The organism is Pedobacter sp. A2324 (assembly GCF_059693705.1).
In genome coordinates this window covers 226,559-245,965 of sequence record NZ_JCASSK010000004.1, presented here as the reverse complement: position 1 = coordinate 245,965, position 19,407 = coordinate 226,559, and the positions used below count along the sequence as shown (strand labels likewise).

General features: G+C 39.9%; 21 protein-coding genes. 8 read left to right on the top strand and 13 right to left on the bottom strand.

All coding sequences use genetic code 11. From position 1 onward, the window contains the following. Positions 1–25: 25 nt before the first annotated feature. Together rsmG and AC570I_RS13640 are read right to left on the bottom strand one after the other, a co-directional pair. On the bottom strand, positions 26–661 hold the full coding sequence (rsmG, locus tag AC570I_RS13645) for a 16S rRNA (guanine(527)-N(7))-methyltransferase RsmG (RefSeq protein ID WP_497405863.1): 636 nt from the start codon (positions 659–661) through the stop codon (positions 26–28). 23 nt (positions 662–684) lie between these two features. Next, positions 685–1,812 (bottom strand): glycosyltransferase, encoded by a 1,128-nt coding sequence (locus AC570I_RS13640; protein ID WP_497405862.1) that lies wholly within the window; start codon positions 1,810–1,812, stop codon positions 685–687. Between the two features lie 228 nt (positions 1,813–2,040). Here AC570I_RS13640 and tgt point away from each other — a divergent pair, with 228 nt between their 5' ends. The 5 genes from tgt to AC570I_RS13615 all read left to right on the top strand — a co-directional run bounded on the left by tgt (position 2,041) and on the right by AC570I_RS13615 (position 9,532). Continuing rightward, the gene (gene tgt, locus AC570I_RS13635; RefSeq protein WP_497405861.1) at positions 2,041–3,171 is read left to right on the top strand and encodes a tRNA guanosine(34) transglycosylase Tgt; all 1,131 of its coding nucleotides are present in this window, start codon (positions 2,041–2,043) and stop codon (positions 3,169–3,171) included. A gap of 2 nt (positions 3,172–3,173) precedes the next feature. Next, positions 3,174–4,277: an LptF/LptG family permease gene (locus AC570I_RS13630; protein WP_497405860.1), complete on the top strand. Its 1,104-nt coding sequence runs from the start codon at positions 3,174–3,176 to the stop codon at positions 4,275–4,277. Positions 4,278–4,280: 3 nt separating this feature from the next. Further along, the gene (locus AC570I_RS13625; RefSeq protein WP_497405859.1) at positions 4,281–5,159 is read left to right on the top strand and encodes a DMT family transporter; all 879 of its coding nucleotides are present in this window, start codon (positions 4,281–4,283) and stop codon (positions 5,157–5,159) included. A gap of 1,282 nt (positions 5,160–6,441) precedes the next feature. Then, positions 6,442–9,246 carry a TolB-like translocation protein gene (locus AC570I_RS13620; RefSeq protein WP_497405858.1) on the top strand — a complete coding sequence of 935 codons (2,805 nt, stop codon included), beginning with the start codon at positions 6,442–6,444 and terminating at the stop codon, positions 9,244–9,246. Positions 9,247–9,250: 4 nt separating this feature from the next. Next, complete coding sequence (locus tag AC570I_RS13615) at positions 9,251–9,532, top strand: LapA family protein (protein ID WP_047799370.1); 282 nt, start codon at positions 9,251–9,253, stop codon at positions 9,530–9,532. Positions 9,533–9,546: 14 nt separating this feature from the next. Here AC570I_RS13615 and AC570I_RS13610 read toward each other — a convergent pair whose 3' ends face one another. The 3 genes from AC570I_RS13610 to AC570I_RS13600 all read right to left on the bottom strand — a co-directional run bounded on the left by AC570I_RS13610 (position 9,547) and on the right by AC570I_RS13600 (position 11,396). Beyond that, positions 9,547–9,849, bottom strand: a complete 303-nt coding sequence (locus AC570I_RS13610; RefSeq protein ID WP_497405857.1) for a hypothetical protein — start codon at positions 9,847–9,849, stop codon at positions 9,547–9,549. A gap of 64 nt (positions 9,850–9,913) precedes the next feature. Then, entirely contained in the window at positions 9,914–10,636 is a 723-nt protein-coding gene (locus AC570I_RS13605; protein ID WP_497405856.1) for a pirin family protein, read from the bottom strand. A 79-nt stretch (positions 10,637–10,715) separates the two neighbouring features. After that, positions 10,716–11,396: a DNA alkylation repair protein gene (locus AC570I_RS13600; protein ID WP_497405855.1), complete on the bottom strand. Its 681-nt coding sequence runs from the start codon at positions 11,394–11,396 to the stop codon at positions 10,716–10,718. A 161-nt stretch (positions 11,397–11,557) separates the two neighbouring features. Here AC570I_RS13600 and AC570I_RS13595 point away from each other — a divergent pair, with 161 nt between their 5' ends. The 3 genes from AC570I_RS13595 to AC570I_RS13585 are packed head-to-tail and all read left to right on the top strand — an operon-like array spanning position 11,558 to position 13,565. Beyond that, the gene (locus AC570I_RS13595; protein WP_497405854.1) at positions 11,558–12,289 is read left to right on the top strand and encodes a class I SAM-dependent methyltransferase; all 732 of its coding nucleotides are present in this window, start codon (positions 11,558–11,560) and stop codon (positions 12,287–12,289) included. Beyond that, a complete protein-coding gene (locus AC570I_RS13590; protein WP_497405853.1) occupies positions 12,286–12,849 on the top strand; it encodes a phosphatase PAP2 family protein in 564 nt (187 codons plus the stop codon). The genes AC570I_RS13595 and AC570I_RS13590 overlap by 4 nt, the downstream gene beginning before the upstream one ends. After that, complete coding sequence (locus AC570I_RS13585) at positions 12,849–13,565, top strand: ZIP family metal transporter (RefSeq protein ID WP_497405852.1); 717 nt, start codon at positions 12,849–12,851, stop codon at positions 13,563–13,565. Before AC570I_RS13590 ends, AC570I_RS13585 begins: the two co-directional genes overlap by 1 nt. A gap of 5 nt (positions 13,566–13,570) precedes the next feature. On the opposite strand, the gene AC570I_RS13580 is transcribed toward AC570I_RS13585, so the two are convergent. From AC570I_RS13580 to AC570I_RS13545, 8 genes are all read right to left on the bottom strand, one after another. Continuing rightward, positions 13,571–13,714, bottom strand: coding sequence for a C1orf53 family protein (locus AC570I_RS13580; protein WP_197082394.1), 144 nt, complete (start codon positions 13,712–13,714; stop codon positions 13,571–13,573). Positions 13,715–13,797: 83 nt separating this feature from the next. Continuing rightward, on the bottom strand, positions 13,798–14,745 hold the full coding sequence (locus AC570I_RS13575; RefSeq protein ID WP_497405851.1) for an exonuclease: 948 nt from the start codon (positions 14,743–14,745) through the stop codon (positions 13,798–13,800). Positions 14,746–14,813: 68 nt separating this feature from the next. Then, complete coding sequence (gene coaE / locus AC570I_RS13570) at positions 14,814–15,428, bottom strand: dephospho-CoA kinase (protein ID WP_497405850.1); 615 nt, start codon at positions 15,426–15,428, stop codon at positions 14,814–14,816. After that, positions 15,428–16,375 (bottom strand): YbbR-like domain-containing protein, encoded by a 948-nt coding sequence (locus AC570I_RS13565; protein ID WP_497405849.1) that lies wholly within the window; start codon positions 16,373–16,375, stop codon positions 15,428–15,430. Before AC570I_RS13565 ends, coaE begins: the two co-directional genes overlap by 1 nt. A 115-nt stretch (positions 16,376–16,490) precedes the next feature. After that, positions 16,491–16,811: a preprotein translocase subunit YajC gene (yajC, locus tag AC570I_RS13560; RefSeq protein ID WP_047799380.1), complete on the bottom strand. Its 321-nt coding sequence runs from the start codon at positions 16,809–16,811 to the stop codon at positions 16,491–16,493. A 51-nt stretch (positions 16,812–16,862) separates the two neighbouring features. Continuing rightward, a complete protein-coding gene (locus AC570I_RS13555; RefSeq protein ID WP_497405848.1) occupies positions 16,863–17,309 on the bottom strand; it encodes a DUF1573 domain-containing protein in 447 nt (148 codons plus the stop codon). 1 nt (position 17,310) lies between these two features. Next, positions 17,311–18,261: a transcription antitermination factor NusB gene (gene nusB, locus AC570I_RS13550; protein ID WP_047799382.1), complete on the bottom strand. Its 951-nt coding sequence runs from the start codon at positions 18,259–18,261 to the stop codon at positions 17,311–17,313. A gap of 47 nt (positions 18,262–18,308) precedes the next feature. Beyond that, positions 18,309–19,397 (bottom strand): Glu/Leu/Phe/Val family dehydrogenase, encoded by a 1,089-nt coding sequence (locus AC570I_RS13545; RefSeq protein ID WP_497405847.1) that lies wholly within the window; start codon positions 19,395–19,397, stop codon positions 18,309–18,311. Between the last annotated feature and the right edge of the window lie 10 nt (positions 19,398–19,407).

Genomic DNA, 19,407 nt, shown 5'->3' with positions numbered 1-19,407 from the left:
GCCCGTTACAGGCCTTTAACAAAAATTATTGCGGTACATAAACCACGTATTTGGTATCGAAAAACTCCTCCTCAAAATATTCTGAAAGCGGATACAACTCTGCTTTCAGTTTTGATTCTTTGATTTCCTCAGCCAAGTCCCCGCCTTTAAGATACAAAATACCGTTTGGAATGGCATTCAGGCTATCTTTCTTGAACTTACCCTGAATCCAGGGATAAAACTCACCCAAGCGGGTTACAGCCCGGGAAACTACAAAATTGAATTTATCTTTGATTTGTTCTGCCCTTAAATGATCGGCTTTTAAGTTATCCAAACCCAGTGCAGATGCCACTTCCTTTACCACTTTGATCTTCTTACCAATCGAATCAACCAGATGAAACTGCGTATCAGGAAATAATATGGCCAGCGGAATACCGGGAAAACCACCACCCGTTCCAACATCTAAAACAGACTCACCCTTTCTGAATGTACATACTTTGGCAATTCCAAGAGAATGAAGCACATGGCGCTCGTACAGCTCTTCGATATCTTTTCTCGAAATCACATTAATCTGAGCATTCCAAAACACATATAAATCAAACAACTGTGAAAACTGATCGATCTGTTTGTAGGTTAAATCAGGAAAATATTTTAAAATGATATCAGGTTTTACATCAGCCATATTGTAATTCTTATAAGTATAATTTATTTCCAGTTAACTTTTTTCTTGCCAAACATGGCGAGAAATCCGTTGAGGGTTAGAAACAGGAACAAAAGTATATCTAAAATTGGGAACCACCAACGCAAATCTCCATAGTTCAGTCTTTTCAACAACTTTGGGTATACAAAGCATCGGATCAGGATACTTAACAAAAGTACTCCACCAGCTAAATACTGGGCTTCTCTGCTTAAAAACATACATGCAGCAAATAATCCGTAAAACATAAACTGCATAACGATTTGTAGACTCAGGATAAATTTATGTTTTGCTTTATACAATTTTCCGGCACCAAAATGACGTTTCTTTTGTCTCAGATAACCAGCCCAGGTGCGATTAGGTTCGCTCCATACATGACTCTCACTATTCAACCTCACTTCTGTGTTGTATTTAGTAGCGTGAGCATTTACAAACAGATCATCATCGCCTGAAGGAATATGCATATGCGCAGCAAAACCCTTGTTTTTAAAAAACAAAGACTTTTTATAAGCCATATTTCTACCCACCCCCATGTATGGCATCCCTTTTAAAGCAAATCCAAGATAGTTAACGGCAGTGAAAAAAGTCTCAAAACGGATCAGGGCGTTAAGCAAAGTACGCCTTTTAAGGTATGGGGAATAACCCAATACAATTTCAGTATTTTCATCCGCAGGCTGTTGCATATCCATCAGCCAGTTATCCGAAGCCGGAGTACAATCCGCATCTGTAAATACAAGCCAGTCGTACTTTGCGGCTTTAATACCCATGGTAACCGCGAATTTCTTACCGGCTAAAAACTTATCGTTGTCCAGCACCTTTACCACCTTCAGATTACCGTATTTCTTAGCCATCTGCTCCAGTAACTCTTCCGTTCCATCCCATGAACGGTCGTTAACAACGACAACTTCATATTCCGGGTAATTTTGAGTCATTAGTGTTGGCAGGTATGTACCTAAATTTGCAACCTCGTTCCGTGCGCAAACAACAACACTAACTGGTTTTCGGGAAACAACCGGAACGTCTTCAACTATAGCATTCGCCAGTTTAAGGTGAACAAACAATACATAATATAACTGTACTAGCAGGCAAAATACCAGAGTGGAGAGCAGAATAATTTCTATAGGGGTTAATATCACAATGATGAAATAAATAGGTTCAAATTTCTCATTTTTAATCTGTAATACGCCTTTATGTGGAAAAAAATTAAAGAAAAATATGCCCTCAATTTTTGCTATTTTTGAAAGATTTTTGACGAGAAAAAATACATGTTAACCGTCCGGCATCAAAACGCCAATTAGCTATGGTTAAGAAGTATTTTGATGTAGGAAACTCCATTTCGACATGGAGAAAATAAAAAGATACAGATGAAATTTAGTTTACAGGCTAAAGACACCCAGTCTAAAGCCAGAGCCGGAACAGTTACAACTGCACACGGCGAAATACAGACACCAATTTTTATGCCAGTTGGTACCGCCGGAACTGTTAAGGCCGTACACCAGCGCGAGTTGAAGCAGGATATCGATGCTCAGATCATCCTCGGAAATACCTATCATTTGTACCTGCGACCAGGGTTGGATATTCTGGAAAAAGCAGGGGGCTTACATCAGTTCATTGGATGGGATCGGCCGATCCTGACAGATAGCGGCGGTTATCAGGTTTATTCCTTGAGTAAAGTACGTAAGATCAAGGAGGAAGGCGTAACTTTCCACTCCCACATTGATGGCTCTAAACACCTGTTTACACCTGAATACGCCATGGATATTCAACGTACTATCGGTGCAGACATCATTATGGCCTTCGATGAATGCACACCGTACCCCTGCGATTATACCTATGCAGCAGAGTCAATCAAAATGACACACCGCTGGTTACAACGCTGCTGCACACATTTCGATAATACATCACCTAAATACGGCTTCGACCAAACGCTTTTCCCCATCGTGCAAGGATCAGTTTACAAAGATTTAAGAATTAAGTCTGCCGAATTTATTGCAAGTATGAACCGCGATGGTAACGCTATCGGAGGGCTATCCGTTGGCGAGCCTGCTGAAGAAATGTATGCCATGACGGAAATTGTATGCGACATATTACCATACGAAAAACCGCGTTATCTAATGGGTGTAGGCACGCCAATCAACATCCTCGAAAACATTGCACTGGGGGTAGATATGTTTGATTGTGTAATGCCAACCAGAAATGCACGTAATGGAATGCTTTTCACCAGAAACGGGATCATAAATATCAGGAACAAGAAATGGGAAAACGATTTTTCTCCATTAGATGATGAAAGTGATTTGCATGCAGATCAGGTAACCAGCAAAGCATATTTACGCCATCTGGTTCACAGTAATGAGATGCTTGGTGCACAAATCGCAACACTACACAACCTTCACTTTTATCTTTGGCTGGTAAAACAGGCACGTGAAAAAATTATAGCAGGAGAGTTCTATGACTGGAAAAACAAAATGGTTAAAGTTTTAGGTAACAAACTATAAAAATGAGTCTACTAAAAGGGAAAATTAAAATCATCGATCAATATATCATAGGGAAGTACCTGGGTACATTTGTTTACACACTTGCCATTTTTGTGATCATCATCGTGGTATTTGACCTATCTGAAAAGATGGATGATTTTATGAAAAGCGGACTCAGTCTTTGGGGCATTCTTTCCAAATACTACGCAGGCTCCATCCCCTTTTATGTAAACATGCTGTCTCCATTGATCAACTTCATTGCAGTAATATTCTTTACCGCAAAGATGGCCGATCAAACTGAAATAGTACCCATACTCAGTGGGGGGGTCAGCTTTAACAGATTCCTATTTCCTTACTTCATTTCCGCCAGCGTGATTTTCTCAGCAAACCTGGTTTCCAATCTGTATATTCTGCCTTATACCAATACCCTGAAAAATAACTTTGAGAACACCTTTGTTAAAAGAAATGATCCGTCAACGAAGTCAAATATCCACATGAAACTGGATAACAAGACCTATATATACATTGATAATTTTGACAACAAAACCAATTACGGGTACAGGTTTTCACTAGACAACTTTAACGGCGACGTATTGACTAAAAAGATCGTTGCAGAAAGTATTAAATGGGATTCACTGAAGAGAAAGTGGCAATTGAGCAACTACTCCATACGTAAAATAGATGGCTTAAAGGAAACCATGATTTACGGGAACGGAAAGCTTAAAGATACGATACTTGATATGAGGCCGGATGATTTTTCAGCCTATGATAACGTGGTTCAGAACCTCACTACAAAGGAATTGTCTGATAAAATCAGGAAGGAAAAAACAAGGGGAACAGGCGTAATGAACGACCTGCAGTTTGAGCGCTACAAGCGCTTCTTTCACCCCCTTTCCGCCTATGTACTTACCCTTATCGGAGTGGCCCTTTCTTCACGTAAAGTTCGCGGTGGAGTAGGTGTTTCTCTGGGGATCGGAATCTTCATCAGCTTCGCCTATATTGTATTCAACCAGTTCACACAAATGTTCTCGACCAAAGGTGGACTTCCTCCATTGGCAGCCGTAATCATGCCCACAATTTTCTTTGCCATCTTAGGCTTTTACTTACTTAAAAGAGCACCAAAATAGTCGATGGACGACAATAAAAAGAACCTGTTAATCCTACACCTCACCGTACTGGTTTGGGGCTTTACGGGCGTACTTGGAAAGCTAATTTCCATTGATGCTGTGCCACTAGTATGGTATAGGGTTTTGATCGCCAGTGCCACGCTTTTCGCCTGGTTTTTGTTATCAAAAAAGAATATTAAGGTTACAAAAAAACAATTCATTCAGTTTATTTTAACTGGAGGAATTGTTGCCATCCATTGGATTTTCTTCTTTTATGCCATCAAAGTTTCCACCGTTTCGGTTACGCTGGTATGCCTCTCTTCATTCACTTTATTTACGGCAATTTTTGAACCGCTGATAAAAAAACAGCCTTTGCAAATCGGCGACATTTTTGTCGGCCTTTTGATTATTCTTGGTATTTACCTGATCTTTAAATTTGAAACACAATACACTTTAGGTATTATTTTCGGTTTGCTTGCAGCTGTTGCGTCGAGTTTATTTTCAACCATTAATTCCACACTCGTTCAAAAAAGTGAACCCTCAATCATCGGATTTTACGAACTGGTGGGCGCGCTATGCTGGATCACATTATACAGGGTTTACGACGGATCTTTAATGCATACACCGTTTAATCTCAGCATCACAGATTGGATTTACATTACAATTCTAGGAACCTTTTGCACCTCTGTTGCCTATGTAGCAGGCGTATCTGTAATGAGAACTTTATCCGCTTTCAGAGTGGCTTTAATCACCAATCTGGAGCCTGTTTACGGCGTGTTTTTAGCCTTTATTTTCTTTAAAAATAATGAACAAATGACAACTGGTTTTTACACTGGTGCAGCGATTATCATCGGGTCGATTTTCTTATATCCAATCTATAAGAAAAGAAGAAATAAATTATAAAAAAGCACTGCCAAAAGCGGCTTCAAATACCCCCCTCTATACAGATAGAAAACATTCATTAATCTGGGAATAGTAAACATATTCCAACAACAATTCCAGGCATCAAAATTTACGATTAAAAGCTACCTTACGGTGAGTTTCAAGAGCCTTGGAAACACCCAGAAAACAACAAAATCTACAGGTATAATTTCATAAGCACAATGCGTAAATGCAAGCTCAACATGAAACTAAATATAGCTGATGCGCTTACATTTATGAATCCAAAAGCACGGCCTATCACACTAGAACTTCAGGCAAAAAAGAACATGTGAAGGCTAATGAATTGAGCCAAAGAGGCCGTATTTGAGGAAACAGTAAGCCGGGAACACATTTTGAGCAAAAAGCCAAAACAAAGACACAAAACACTAATAATCAGTAATTTAAATATTTATTAATAATTTTCAATAAAATTACGGTTAAAGTCGTCAATGAGCGAATATCGCAAAGAAACCCAATTAAGCGGCTGTTTTCAGCACTAATTCAGCATGATTTGTATACAAATTCGGCAAACAAGACATCTGAAATATAGAATATATTAACTCCAAACCGATCACAATCTAGGCAATTCGACCCGGCAATCAGCGAATCTTATCAGCTATATAGCGATGGTCCATTATTCTAAAAAGGATCACAAGGGCCAGAGCCATATGAAGTAAACAAAATTAGAAAGCCAGTTACGAAATTCGAAACATGACATAATGGCACTAATATATAGAGCAGCTGAAAAATCTTGTGGTTGTTTATCAGACTTTATTCTTGAAGAGTAGTACAAAAACCAACCTGGCCTAAGTGGCCTAAATCCGCCAACCCTTCCAAAACCACCACGCAAACACACTACTTTAATTCTTCGGTTTCAAAAAAAGTGAATTAGCAATTCCAAAGAACCGATAACTTTGACTACACATTCAGCATTCTATACCTAATAACTATAATGTTGTATTCTTCAACCTAGCCGAAATATGGGTAACCTAAATCCAGTATTGCTGATGTTTTTTTCGAAGAAAATGATTTAAATAGTGTAATTTAAGATCGTTATTGGCATCCTTCAAAAAATGTATAATATTACTAAGCAGAGGTAATTTAGAGATAAATAAAAGCGGCAGTAACGCACATTATCTGAAATTTTACAAAACAAATAATAATTTAAAAATCAATGCTTTAACAAATATTAACTAAATTAAAAAACCATAAAGGTTGACATTCGAAAAAAACGAAAAACTAAATATTTTAGCAAACTATTTAAATGAAGATAAAAAACAACAATAATAAACTATTCATCAAGCATTTAACAGCATTGACATTAAGTCTTATTTCATCATCTGTTTTTGGACAGATTTTCAGCAGTGCTCAAAACCCACTTAGTGTAAAATGGAACTATATTTCGGCCAGTGGCTTTAAAATCATCTATCCGCGGGAACTGGAAAAGGAGGCGCAAAGAATGGCCAATACCCTACCCTCCATCTACCCCAGAATTGGGCTGGGCTTTCACCAGCAAAAAATTTCTATTCCGCTTATCCTCCAGAACCAGGGAACCATAGCAAATGGATTTGTTCAGCTTGCTCCGCGAAAGTCTGAGTTCTATACTACCCCACCACAATATTTCGATAGCCAGGATTGGCTAAATAACCTGGCTGTCCACGAGCTCCGACATATTGCTCAGTTCGACAAATTGACAGGTACACAAATACATCCTTTCCCCGAACTGGTTTATTTCGCCTACTTCGGAGCAGGGATACCAACCTGGTTTTTCGAAGGTGATGCAGTGGTAAATGAAACTGCGCTAACGAAATCAGGAAGAGGCAGACAGCCCAATTGGATCATGCCCTTCAGAGCCTCCATTCTGGAAGGCGAAAAATTCTCTTATAGCAAAGCATACTTCGGATCGAATAAAGATGTCACTCCCGGCTATTATCAAACCGGGTATACGATGGTCGCGAACATGAAGGCACAGCACGGACAATTCATTTCCGACAGCCTACTTGGCGACATCAGAAAAAGACCGCTAAGACTTTACCCCTTCTCCCAAAGCCTTAAAAAAATCACCAACCAAAACACAAAAGATTTCTATCTTTCTACTCAGGAAAAACTGAAGCAAGAATGGATGAACCAGCTTAAAAAAGACCAGAAAGAAAACTACCTGTCCGCCAACAAAAAAACCACTCTGGCAACCAACTATTTTTTGCCTGTAAGGTTGAATAAAAATCAGATCCTGGCACTTAAAGAAAGTAAACAGGAAGCAAGATATTTTGTGATCATCAACGATGATAAATCAGAACAAAAATTATTCGGGATTGGTTATCAGGAGCAGCCCTGGTTCAGCTACAAAAACAATACCCTGATCTGGGATGAAATAAGATACGATCCAAGATACAAACAAAGAAGCTATAGCGTAATCTGCTCCTACGATTTCATCACAAAAAAAATCAGGAAATTAAGCAGCCGAAGCCGCCTCTTCTCCCCCAGTCTTTCGAACGATGCAACAAAAATTATTGCGGCCAAAGTAGAACTTAACAATCAGTTTAATCTGGTTGAAATAGAAACCTCGTCGGGAAGAATTTTAAAAACTTATCCTAATCCTGAGAATGAAATTTTACAAACGCCGGCTTTTGATGAAGCCGGAAAAAAGATCGCTTATATCGGCGTTAGCGAACAGGGCAAAAATTTAAGTATGCTTGAAAACGGGACAAAAAAAATAATCATCGCGAACAGCAGACAACAACTCAGCCGGCCGGTTTTTATCGGCGAACAAATTCTGTTCAACGCGCACTTTAATGGTACCGATAATATTTACGCGATCGATCCGCAGACCAAAAAAATTGAAGCACTAACGAACTCCAGATATGGCGCATTCAATCCTGGCGAAAGTCAAGATGGTAAGCTAATCTTCAATGACTATAAGCTAAACGGATACGAAATTACTGAGCAAATACTTAGCCCAAAACCAATAGGCGAAGATGCTTTTGTGGACTTCGCCTCAGCGGCAGAAAAACAGGAAAACACGGGAAACGTTTTCAACAATATTCCCGACAGTATTTTCAAGTCTAAACCCTATCATCAGGCGCTGAACCTTTTTAGTTTTCATAGCATTATCCCAACCATTGATGACGAATATACATTCGGACTGGAACTTCAATCTAACAATCTGCTCAATACTATGAGCGTTTACACAGGTGCAAAATTCCATAGAGATTTGAAGCGCTTCGAATACACGGCAGACATCAGCTATAAGGCACTCTATCCTGTATTGACTGTACTTTACCGCAACCGACCGAGAAGAACGTTCTATCGCGCTAAAAATGCGATTCAGCAAGGCGACTGGCGGGAGAACTATACCAAGCTGAATGCTTCCCTCCCATTGTCATTTAATGCAAGGAATAACACCTATGCATTTACCCTAAATGCCGCAACGAGTTTTACGCAACGCTACCTTCCCGAAAACATGCCTGCCAACTTTATTCGCGAACTTAAATTCCCAATGGAGTACAGCTTTGCTTTAAATCACAGCACCAGAACTACTGAACGGGATATCGCTCCAAAATGGGCGCAGGTTTTACGGGCTACCTACAATCACCAACCCTTCGATAAGAATTTAGGGGGAGAGATTATGGCTTTGGAAAGTTTCTTTTATTTCCCGGGACTGGCAAAAAATCACTCCTTCCTGGCCAGCTTCAATTACCAGAAAGCAACTGGCGTAAACCAATACTCTACCGAAATATCTACCGTTTATGGTTACAATAATATTTTAGCAAAAAGTAAATTACAAAACACCCTTTTGTTCAATTACCGATTTCCATTTGCATTCCCTGACTGGGAGCTTGGCCCACTGGCCTATGTAAGAAATTTCAGGGCAGGTTTTTTTAGCCACTATGAAAACATCGGTGTTGATACCAATATCGGGGAACCTAAAACTTTTGGATTAGAATTAAACAGTAGCTTAAACATTTTGAGGTATCAGCCTGTTGTAGATGTTGGAGCGAGGTTGGTTTTTGTTCACAAGATATACAATCAAAATCCGATATTAGAGTTTTCATTTAATTATAGCTTTTAACACCATGAGTGGAAAAACCATTTTCATCATCATCTTAACTGTATTGCTTACCGTATTTCTGATGGTGAACACCGAACCCGTTGATTTCGATTTTCTTGTCGCAACGGTTCCAGTATCTAAACTTCTGGTCATCGGCATCTGTATTGTAATCGGATTCATCATTGGCTTTGTAGCTGGTCGTCCACGCAAAACAATCAGCAGCTACGACGATGAAATTGAAAGGAATCAATCGACTCCTGCAAACAAAAAGGAGTTGAGCGACGAAGACAGAGAGTACATTAGTTAGAAATAAAAACCGCATTACACCTGATGTAATGCGGTCATAATTTCTCCGTAAAGCAAACCACTTCCACCACCATAGTGCTGAATAATTTTTAAACCGGGTCGCAATTCCAGCATACTTACCTTTAAAGCTTTTTCTGCTTCATGGTCTATTCCGTTACCAAGTAAAACCAGATCAATGTGCTGTGCTTTACAAATGGCAACCGCTTCCTCATCTGAACACACACAAATGCCTTTCCACTCCGGCCTGGCATTTAGTAAACGATTCATCACCACTGTAATTTCTGTATCTCTCCCGATGTAAAGTATGATAGTTTGCATATTTTTTAAAAACGAATAAACCCCGCAGAAAGTAAAATCTGCGAGGCATGATAAAAATGTTTTATTAGTTCAATTCCATTGGAACATCCATCAACAATACTTCCGCACCATCGGTATTGGCTTTAAAACTGATGTGGTCTGTATCCCATATACCAAACCCATCTCTTGCACTTAAAGTTTGTCCGTTAATGGTCACTTCGCCGCTGATCACAAATGCGTAAACTCCATTTTCACTTCTTTTAATCTGATACTCAGTTTCGAAACCGGCATCAAACTTTCCTAACGAAAACCAGGCGTCCTGATGGATCCAAACACCAGCATCTTCCGCACTTGGCGATAAAATCTGCTGGAAGTTATTATGACGTGCATCACCGTCTAAAGTCATCTGGTCATAACGTGGAGTAACATTCTTTTTATTTGGAAACAACCAGATCTGCAGTAAGCTCAGCTTCTCCGCTTCCAATGCATTGAACTCACTATGGCTAACCCCTGTACCTGCGCTCATCACCTGAATTTCACCGCTTTTAATCACGGCTGAATTCCCCATACTGTCTTTGTGCGCAATAGCACCCGATAATGGAATGGTGATAATTTCCATATTGTCGTGCGGGTGAGTACCAAAACCCATTCCGCCATCAATCAAGTCATCATTTAAAACCCTTAAAACACCAAAGTGCATTCTTTCAGGATTGTAATAATTTGCAAAACTGAACGAGTGATGAGCGTTTAACCATCCGTGATTGGCATGGCCTCTGGTATTTGATTTGTGCAAAATAAACTGTGACATAAATTTCCTTTCTTGTTTATGATACAAATTTACAGCAACATTTAGCGCTGCACATTGATGTAGGATAAGTAATGCTCATTCACTTACCCACCCTTCTCAACACGGCTTCGCTGTTCAGCTCCCTTAATGCATCCAGTGCAATCCAGTTTGCTTTCTTATTCTGCTCCTCGAGAATGTGCCGGGCGGTTGCAATGGCATAATCATGCAAAAACGCATTTCGTTTCCCAATCTGCCGCAAAGCCCAGTTTATCGCCTTCTTTACAAAATTGCGGTGATCGCAGGCATGCACTTCAATGAGTGGCAAGAAACTAAGGAACGTCTCGTCAGGCTCTTTTTTAAGGTGTACTGCGGCATCCGCCATGAGCACAAAGCCCGCACGTTTTACAAATTCTTTTTCTGCTTTGGCAAACTCAAAAACTTTCGACTTAAAATAAGGCGTTTTAACGAAGAGATTGCCGCAAGCCTGGTCACAGATATCCCACGAGCTAAAATCGCTTACCCACGCATCAATTTGCGCTTCTTCGACCATTTTATACTCACCAATAAAGGTCGCTAAAAGCCGGGCCTCATGATAACCCGTTTCCCAAAGCAAAAGCGATAGTTCATGGTTACGACCAATTTCCCTGGCCAGCTGCCTGATATGAGGCACACGGATACCATAGGCCCTTGACACATCAATCCCGAAGTGAGCCATTTTTATCAAATAAGTAGGATCACCCAGCTTGCTTAGTTCATGAAGAATAAAGTCCACATCATTCATTACACTAATGTATTGATTTTTTAGTATTCCGGTTTCTCACTATTATTTATCAGCACGCGCACAGAACTAAAAGCAATAAAATTGCGATACCGTGAAATTTGTCTACTGCGTTTACTGCAATTTTATCTAAGTTTGCACCTTCCAAAACAAAAAGCTCAGTTATGCAACGCAAGTGGTTTCAATATTGGTTTAATTCACCATATTATCATATCCTGTACCAACAAAGAAACCATGCTGAAGCCGAGTTTTTTATTGATAACCTGACCAAGTTCCTTAATCCTCCGGCCGACTCAAAAATGCTCGACATCGCTTGCGGAAAAGGACGTCACTCGATTTATCTCAACAAAAAAGGGTTTGATGTAACAGGAATAGACTTATCTGAACAAAGCATCAAATACGCCAGGCAATTCGAAAACAATAAGCTTCACTTTCTCGTTCACGATATGAGAAAGCTTTTTTACATCAATTATTTCGACATTGCCTTAAACCTGTTCACCAGTTTTGGTTATTTTGAAACCGAAAAAGAGCACGTAAATGCACTTAAAACCTTCAGAAAATGCCTGAAAGCAGATGGTGTCCTGATCATTGATTACTTCAACACTGAAAAAATCATCAGAAATTTAAACTCTTGCGAAGTAAAGTCACTCGACGGAATTAATTTCAACATCACTAAAAATGTGGTAGATGGCAAGATCATCAAAAAAATAAATTTCCAAGATCAGCAAAAGGTGTATAATTTTGAAGAGCGGGTACAGGCGTTTAGTGTTGAGGATTTCACCCGGATGTTAACCAAGGCAGGCCTGGTGATCCAGAAATCGTTCGGAAATTATGCCCTTGAGGATTTTGACTTGCCAGAATCTGATCGCTTAATTTTAATCTGCAAAAAAGCATGATAGAAAGCATACAGCAATTTGATGTTGAATTGTTTTTGAAAATCCACCGCGGGCTTTCAAACAGCTTTTTCGATTGGCTGATGCCGTTGATGCGAAACCGGTTTTTCTGGTCACCGCTTTACCTTTTTATCATTATATTCTGCATTAAGCAGTATAAAAAGCAAGGCTATTATATCATTGGAATGTTGCTGGCCACGTTTGCACTGGGCGATCTGATATCCGCCAGACTCATCAAACCCTTCGTGGCCAGGGTAAGGCCCTGCAACGACTTTACCCTGTCGGGCGATATCATCCACCGTGTTCCCTGTGGAAGTGGCTTAAGCTTTCCATCATCACATGCCACCAATCATTTTGCCATTGCGGTATTTTTGATCTGCCTGTTTTACAGCCGCTGGAAACCGGTTTTACCGCTTGGCATTACCTGGGCTGCAATTATTAGCTTTGCGCAGGTATACGTCGGCGTACACTACCCTGTTGATGTGACTACAGGCGCAATACTTGGAACGGTAATTGGTTTTGCATGTTCCCGAATATTTAAAAAATTACAACCCGATTTTTAATGGAAGCCTGGAAATTTGCTGTACTTTTTTGCTGTGCTTTTTTTGGGGGGTCTACCATCTTCCTCGTTAAGAGCGACAAATCCAAATTACTGAAACTGATTTTATCATTCAGCGGTTCCTATCTCTTTGCCGTTACCGTTTTACACCTGATTCCTGACGCATATAGCGGAACAGATAAAAATGAAATAGGCATTTTCATTCTCATTGGCTTCCTGCTTCAGATTTTTCTTGAACAATTCTCCGAGGGAGTAGAACACGGACATATTCACAAACACCACGATGGTCATGTGTTTCCTTTCGGCATTATGATCAGCCTTTGTCTGCATGCCTTTCTTGAAGGGATGCCGTTGGCTAAAGATCAGCACAATGAATTGATATTTGGCATTTCCCTGCACCACATTCCTGCTGCCTTCGCCCTGGCCAGCATTTTGATGCAAAATCACTTCAAAAAAGGAAGCATCATATTATACCTCTTCATTTTCGCTGTAATGGCCCCTCTTGGCTTTTATGTAAGCGTAGGATTAAGCAATGGTACAATCGGTGGAATAGATGCCTATTTCAATAAGATAATGGGAATCGTGATTGGAATATTTCTACACATCTCCACCACAATTTTATTCGAATCGAGTGCTGACCATAAAATCAACACCCGCAAAATGGTGGCAGTTATGCTCGGCATAGGGGTGGCATTGATTGGTTTCTTTGGAGGACATTAATTCATTTACTTCTTTTCTTTCTTTTTACCAAAACCCCAGGGGCAGTGCTTACACTTGTTTTTACAGCAATAGCCACGCTTCAGATGATAAGCTTCCGTAAAAACCATAAATCCTTCTTCATTAAAATAAAAGTCTTCGCCTTCTTTCATGTCTTAATTTTTGAATCAGTGAATTTTGAATGATTGGGTTTAGCTGACTTTCCATTCACTCATGCGCTCCCCCACTCATTCAATCATTTGCTATTAAGTATCTTCACAACCAGGGCGTTGCTAAAATAATCCTTTAGCTGGCTACCATCACCATGAAGCGTCCAAACCTGGCTTGGCTTTACTTTTTCAATAGTTTCCAGTATGGCATCCCAGTCTGCATGGTCAGAAATATAAAGTGATATCCCATTCTGCTGCTGCAGGTTCTTCCAGCCCGAGGCAAAAGCCCTCACTACATTGATAGCTTTATGGTAGCTGTGAAAAACCATAGGCGGCACAATGTATACCTGATGCTGATGGTTATTCTTCATCACTTTCCGGTCATACATTTTATACGCACCCAATTTCATCCCATAATCCTCATATATCTTTACAAAGGGCATAATGCTGTGGTGTACCATAATGTTTTTCTCGGGACAAAAATCATTGAGCAGCTGGATAATTCTCTGGCTCTTTCCCAGCGCATAGGCACCCAGCATGATATTGGAATCTGTATCGTTAAGCTTTTTAATCTCCTCCACCGCCGATGGATGTTTCGTCTCAGGATTAGCAAAAGTACTCTCTGTAATCAGTACATCGGCCCGAACGAACTCAAATGGTTCACAGGTAATATCAGCTTCCAGTTTATAATCACCCGTATACAGATACCTTATCCCCTGGTATACCATTAAAACCTGGGCAGAACCCAGAATATGACCGGCTGCATGAAATGAAATTTCCACACCACCTATGCTGAAGATTTCATTGTAACGCTGAACATGAAAATCGACAGCTGCAAACTTACGGTAACGATGCTTCATGAAACTTTCAGTTGCTGCAGTACAGTAAACATTCTGGCTGCCACCTATTGCGTGGTCGCCGTGCGCATGAGAAACTACTGCTTCTTTTACCGGCTGCTGAGGATCAAGGTAAAAATCCCCGTATGTGCAATACAAGCCTACAGGGGTAATCGTAATAAAATCGTCTAAAATCATGACTGGATTTATGGGAATAATAATTTGTGGGGTTCAGTTGATGATTTTCCCGGAGCCAGGCAGTGCATTTACTCAGAAACCTTTAAATCTGCTGCTGCTTTCAAAAACTGTCGATGCAAGGCTAACACCTGTTCAATAACCGGATGCTTTTCATCGTTAATCAGAAAATGATTGGCCATTTTCACTTTTTCTTCATCACTGAGTTGTTTATCCATCCGGGCCTTAACCTGCTCAGCCGTAACCTGGTCGCGGTTCATTACCCTTTGTATCCTTACTTCTGCCGGCGCAGTAACCAGAATGGTGGTATCGCACATTTTATACGAACCACTCTCAAAAAGCAGAGCTGCTTCCTTAAGGGTATAAGGAACGTTGGGGTTAACATTGGCCTCCCAGGCATCAAAGGCACGGAATACGGCCGGATGTACCAATCCATTTAGTTTGTTTAACTCAGCCTCGTTGTTGAAAACAATTCCCGCAATATGCTTATTATTCAGCTTTCCATCCTCGAAATAACTCTCCTCACCAAAAGCCAGCTTTAAGCCTGCAATCAACTCAGCATCGTGAATCATGATGTTTTTGGCTTCAGTATCGGCGTAAAAAACCGGAATACCCAACACTTCAAAAACCTTACATACAGTAGTTTTTCCGCTACCAATTCCGCCTGTTATGCCTACTTTATACATTATTTTTCTACTACAAAATCTACTTTAGCCGGAGTAATACTTACCAGTCTACAGTAACCCGGAAATTCGCTTAATTTAACCGTAAACTGATTATGATGGAGTTTCGACCATTCATCTGCATCAACCACGGCAGTAATAAAATCAGCATCAACCTGGTTAAAGTTGCCCAAAGCCACTAAGAACGTAACCTTTACTTTTTTAGGATAAAGTTTTATACTGTTGTAATTCCTGTTATTGATTATTTTCAATGGAACCTCCAGTGTTTTCTCCGTAAATTCATCGACACCCAGTTTAACCTCAACCGATGAAGGATAAATGCTTACGTTTTTATGGATGCTATGCTGCAAGGCAACCCTGATGGTGCTGCTCGATTGTACTTTATTTAGTTTTAAAGTGTCAGTAGGCCAGGATGTTATTTTATTGAGCTCCTCTAAAGGACCGGCAACTTTAACAAATTTTGGGTTCAGAAGAATCTCATTCGCTATTCCATACTGTTTCACAAATTCGACTTTTTGAATCAGCTTTATCGGAACCCGCTTTACCACCCGCTTGGTAAAATCAAAATACAGGGTATCAGGTTTAATTGAAATCACTTTCTGTGCACTTTCCACCTGCTGGTTGATACTGAAAAGCTGATCAGAACAGACAATAAAATCTTTACTGTTTAATTGATTCAGGTTTACGGCAATAGAAGGAGGACTGATCCTCAAACGGGCAAAAAGCAACTGCCACCCTGTACCTTCCACCTGTAAATCAACTGTATCAGACTGCAATGGATAAAAAGCCCGCTTCGTAGGCGAGTTTTTGAACACCAGCACAGTTTTCGCATTATAGATATACTTATTGTTTAAAGCCATGAAAAACCAGGCTGCAATAGCCAGCGCCAGGCAAGCCAAAAGGCTTAAAACACGTCTTCTCTCAATTTTAGTTAACCGGATAAAGGGCATAGCACAATAAATTGTCGCTTAATGAAAAATATCATTAACCATAAAGTCAAATGTAATAAAACAAAAACAGTCCCGAAAGTTTTCGGGACTGCGCTTATATTTTGATGAGAATCAATTATGCTTTAACCGCAGGAGCAGCTGCTTTAGTAGCATCCAGAGATACTGCTGATTTATCGAAGCGGATTTTAGTACCACCCTCTACTTCAATAAGGAAAGTAGTTTCATTCATATCGGCAATACGACCGTGAATACCTGCAGTAGTGATAATTTTATCACCTTTCTTTAATTCTGAAATTAACTTCTTATGTTCTTTTGCTTTTTTAACTTGCGGACGGATCATGAAAAAGTAGAATACTACAGCCACTGCACCTAGCATGATCAACTGACCATATTGTGCAAATCCTCCCGTTGCTTGTAAAATTATTGTTGATGTCATTTATCTATTTATTTTATTTTTTGATTAGTTAAATATGGCAATGCTTAAGAATTATTTTTTCTCTAAAACTTCACCAACTAAATGTACCATAGTAATATTCGGATTGGCATTTGAGGTAACCGTAATCACCTTATCCTGCATGCCCATTTTACCCTCACTGTTAAAAACCACGTTAATCTTTCCATCCTTACCTGGTAAAATAGGTTCCCCTGGTACCTGCGGAATGGTACAGCCACAGGTAGCTGTAGCATTTGAAATAATTAAAGGGCTTTTACCTGTATTTTTAAATTTAAACTCATGCACTACCTTTTCCCCCTGCTCAATTTTACCGAAATCGAAAATATCTCTTTCAAATATGATTACAGGCGCATCTGCAGGTGCTATCTTCGACCCTTTAGTAGTGTCGCCAGCCACAGTTTGCTGGTCTGCAGTATTATTCGCATTGCGACAAGCGCTAAAAGATATTGCGGCAATTGCCAGTATGAATAGTTTCTTCATGTTAATCCTCAATTAATCCACGACCGACTTTTTTAATCGTGTTGTTCTTTTTAAGATCACCTAAAATTTTGTCCAAAATACCGTTTATAAACGAATTACTTTTCGGCGTACTGTAATCTTTTGATAACTCAAGATATTCGTTTATGGTTACTTTAACCGGAATAGATGGGAAATTCAACAACTCACAAATGGCCATTTTCATCAAAATGGTATCCATTAAAGCAATACGTTCCGATTCCCAGTTTTTTGTCCTGTCGGCAATCATTTCCTGGTATTTGGCATCATTCTGTAAGGTGTAAACAAACAAATCCTGTACAAACTTACTGTCTTCAATCCAGTCGGCGCTTATTTCCGTTAACTTGTTTTTGAAAGGATCATCAAAAGTAAAGTTCTTCAAAGTTTTGGCAACCATACCTTTCATCACTTCGTGGTCAACCTGCCAGTTGATGAATTTTTCTTCAAAAACCTGGATAATACCCTGGTTTTTTAAAATGATCTTTCTGAAAATGTATTTGATGATATCTTTAGATGACTCTAAACTTTCATTTGGATCTGCAAGATAATCTGCATACTCTTTGGAAGCTTTTAATGAATTGTAAACTGTTTTGCGGATTTCAGGATCGAAACCCCAGTCTACCTTGTATTTCTTGATTGCCGATACATACTCGGGGTTTTGCTGAAGCATAACGCTGAATTTGTTGTGTAGCAATTTCATGTTTGGATTTAAATCCGCTTCGGTTTTCAGGTACTTGTTTGCACGTTCAGCAGCGTCGTTTGCTGTAAACTCGGTAACCTCTACCATTAGTGATAACATCCAGATGTACATTTCGTACACGCTATCAATGCTCTGCATTAAAGTTTTCAAATCACCTTTAATGTCTTTCTTGTCTGCCATTTGCCAAGCAAAAATATTTTGCAAAGCTTTGATTCTTAAGTGCCTTCTATTTAACATGAATGTAAGAACGAGTGCGGTTTATAAAACCTTTTTTTAATAATTATTTAATATGACGATTTAATTTTTTTAATATCTGCTATTCTTTTCTCAGCAATCCGGTTCGCTGCAATGTTGGTTGGTATATGCTCAGCCTTGCTTAATTTAATCACGCTACGCGTAGCATCGTATATATTTTCAGTCAACTGAACGGTACGTTTTTTACCAAAACCCGTCAGCTCCGAATAACAAGAAATCAATCCGCCTGCATTAATTAAGTAGTCAGGCGCAAAAAGAATCCCCTTCTTTAACAAAAGTTCACTATCAACAACCTCATCTTTAAGCTGGTTGTTTGCCGATCCTGCGATAATGGCAAACTTCATGCGTTCGATGGTTTTATTGTTCACTGTAGCCCCCATCGCACATGGCGCATATACATCCGCATCGCATCCAAATATCTTGTCGGCTTCAATCGGCTTCGCCTTATACTTCCGGGCCACATAAGTCAGCTGCTCCTGGTTAATATCACTAATCAGTACTTCGGCATTTTCTTTACGCAGCAAAGCAACCAGATGTTCCCCTACATTGCCAATGCCCTGCACTACCACAGTCCTTCCGGCAAGCATATCGGTTCCAAAAACCTCCTTAACACTTGCTTTAATACCCAGATATACCCCTTGCGCCGTAAACGGAGCAGGATTTCCGGCACCACCAATTGATTCCGGAACGCCGGTAACGTAATTGGTTTCCATCCGGATGTATTCCATATCCCGTGTATTGGTGCCCATTTCTTCTGCTGTAATGAACTCACCGTTCAGGTTCTTTATAAACCTGCCGTAGCTGCGCATTAAAGTTTCCGTTTTATCCTTTCTCGAATCGCCTATAATTACGCCTTTACCACCTCCCAGATTCAGGCCCGTAATCGCGGCTTTATAAGTCATCCCTCTGGATAAACGCAATGCATCTTCTAACGCCTCCCCCTCTGTAACATAACTCCACATCCGCGTTCCGCCCAAAGCAGGTCCCAGTGTAGTATCATGTATCGCAATAATCGCTTTTAAACCTGTATCGGGATCATTACAGAAGACCAATTTTTTATGCCCGTAAGCACTTAATTGCTCTAAAATGGAAGTATCTGTCGAAGAATTAACTGGCATATGGATCATT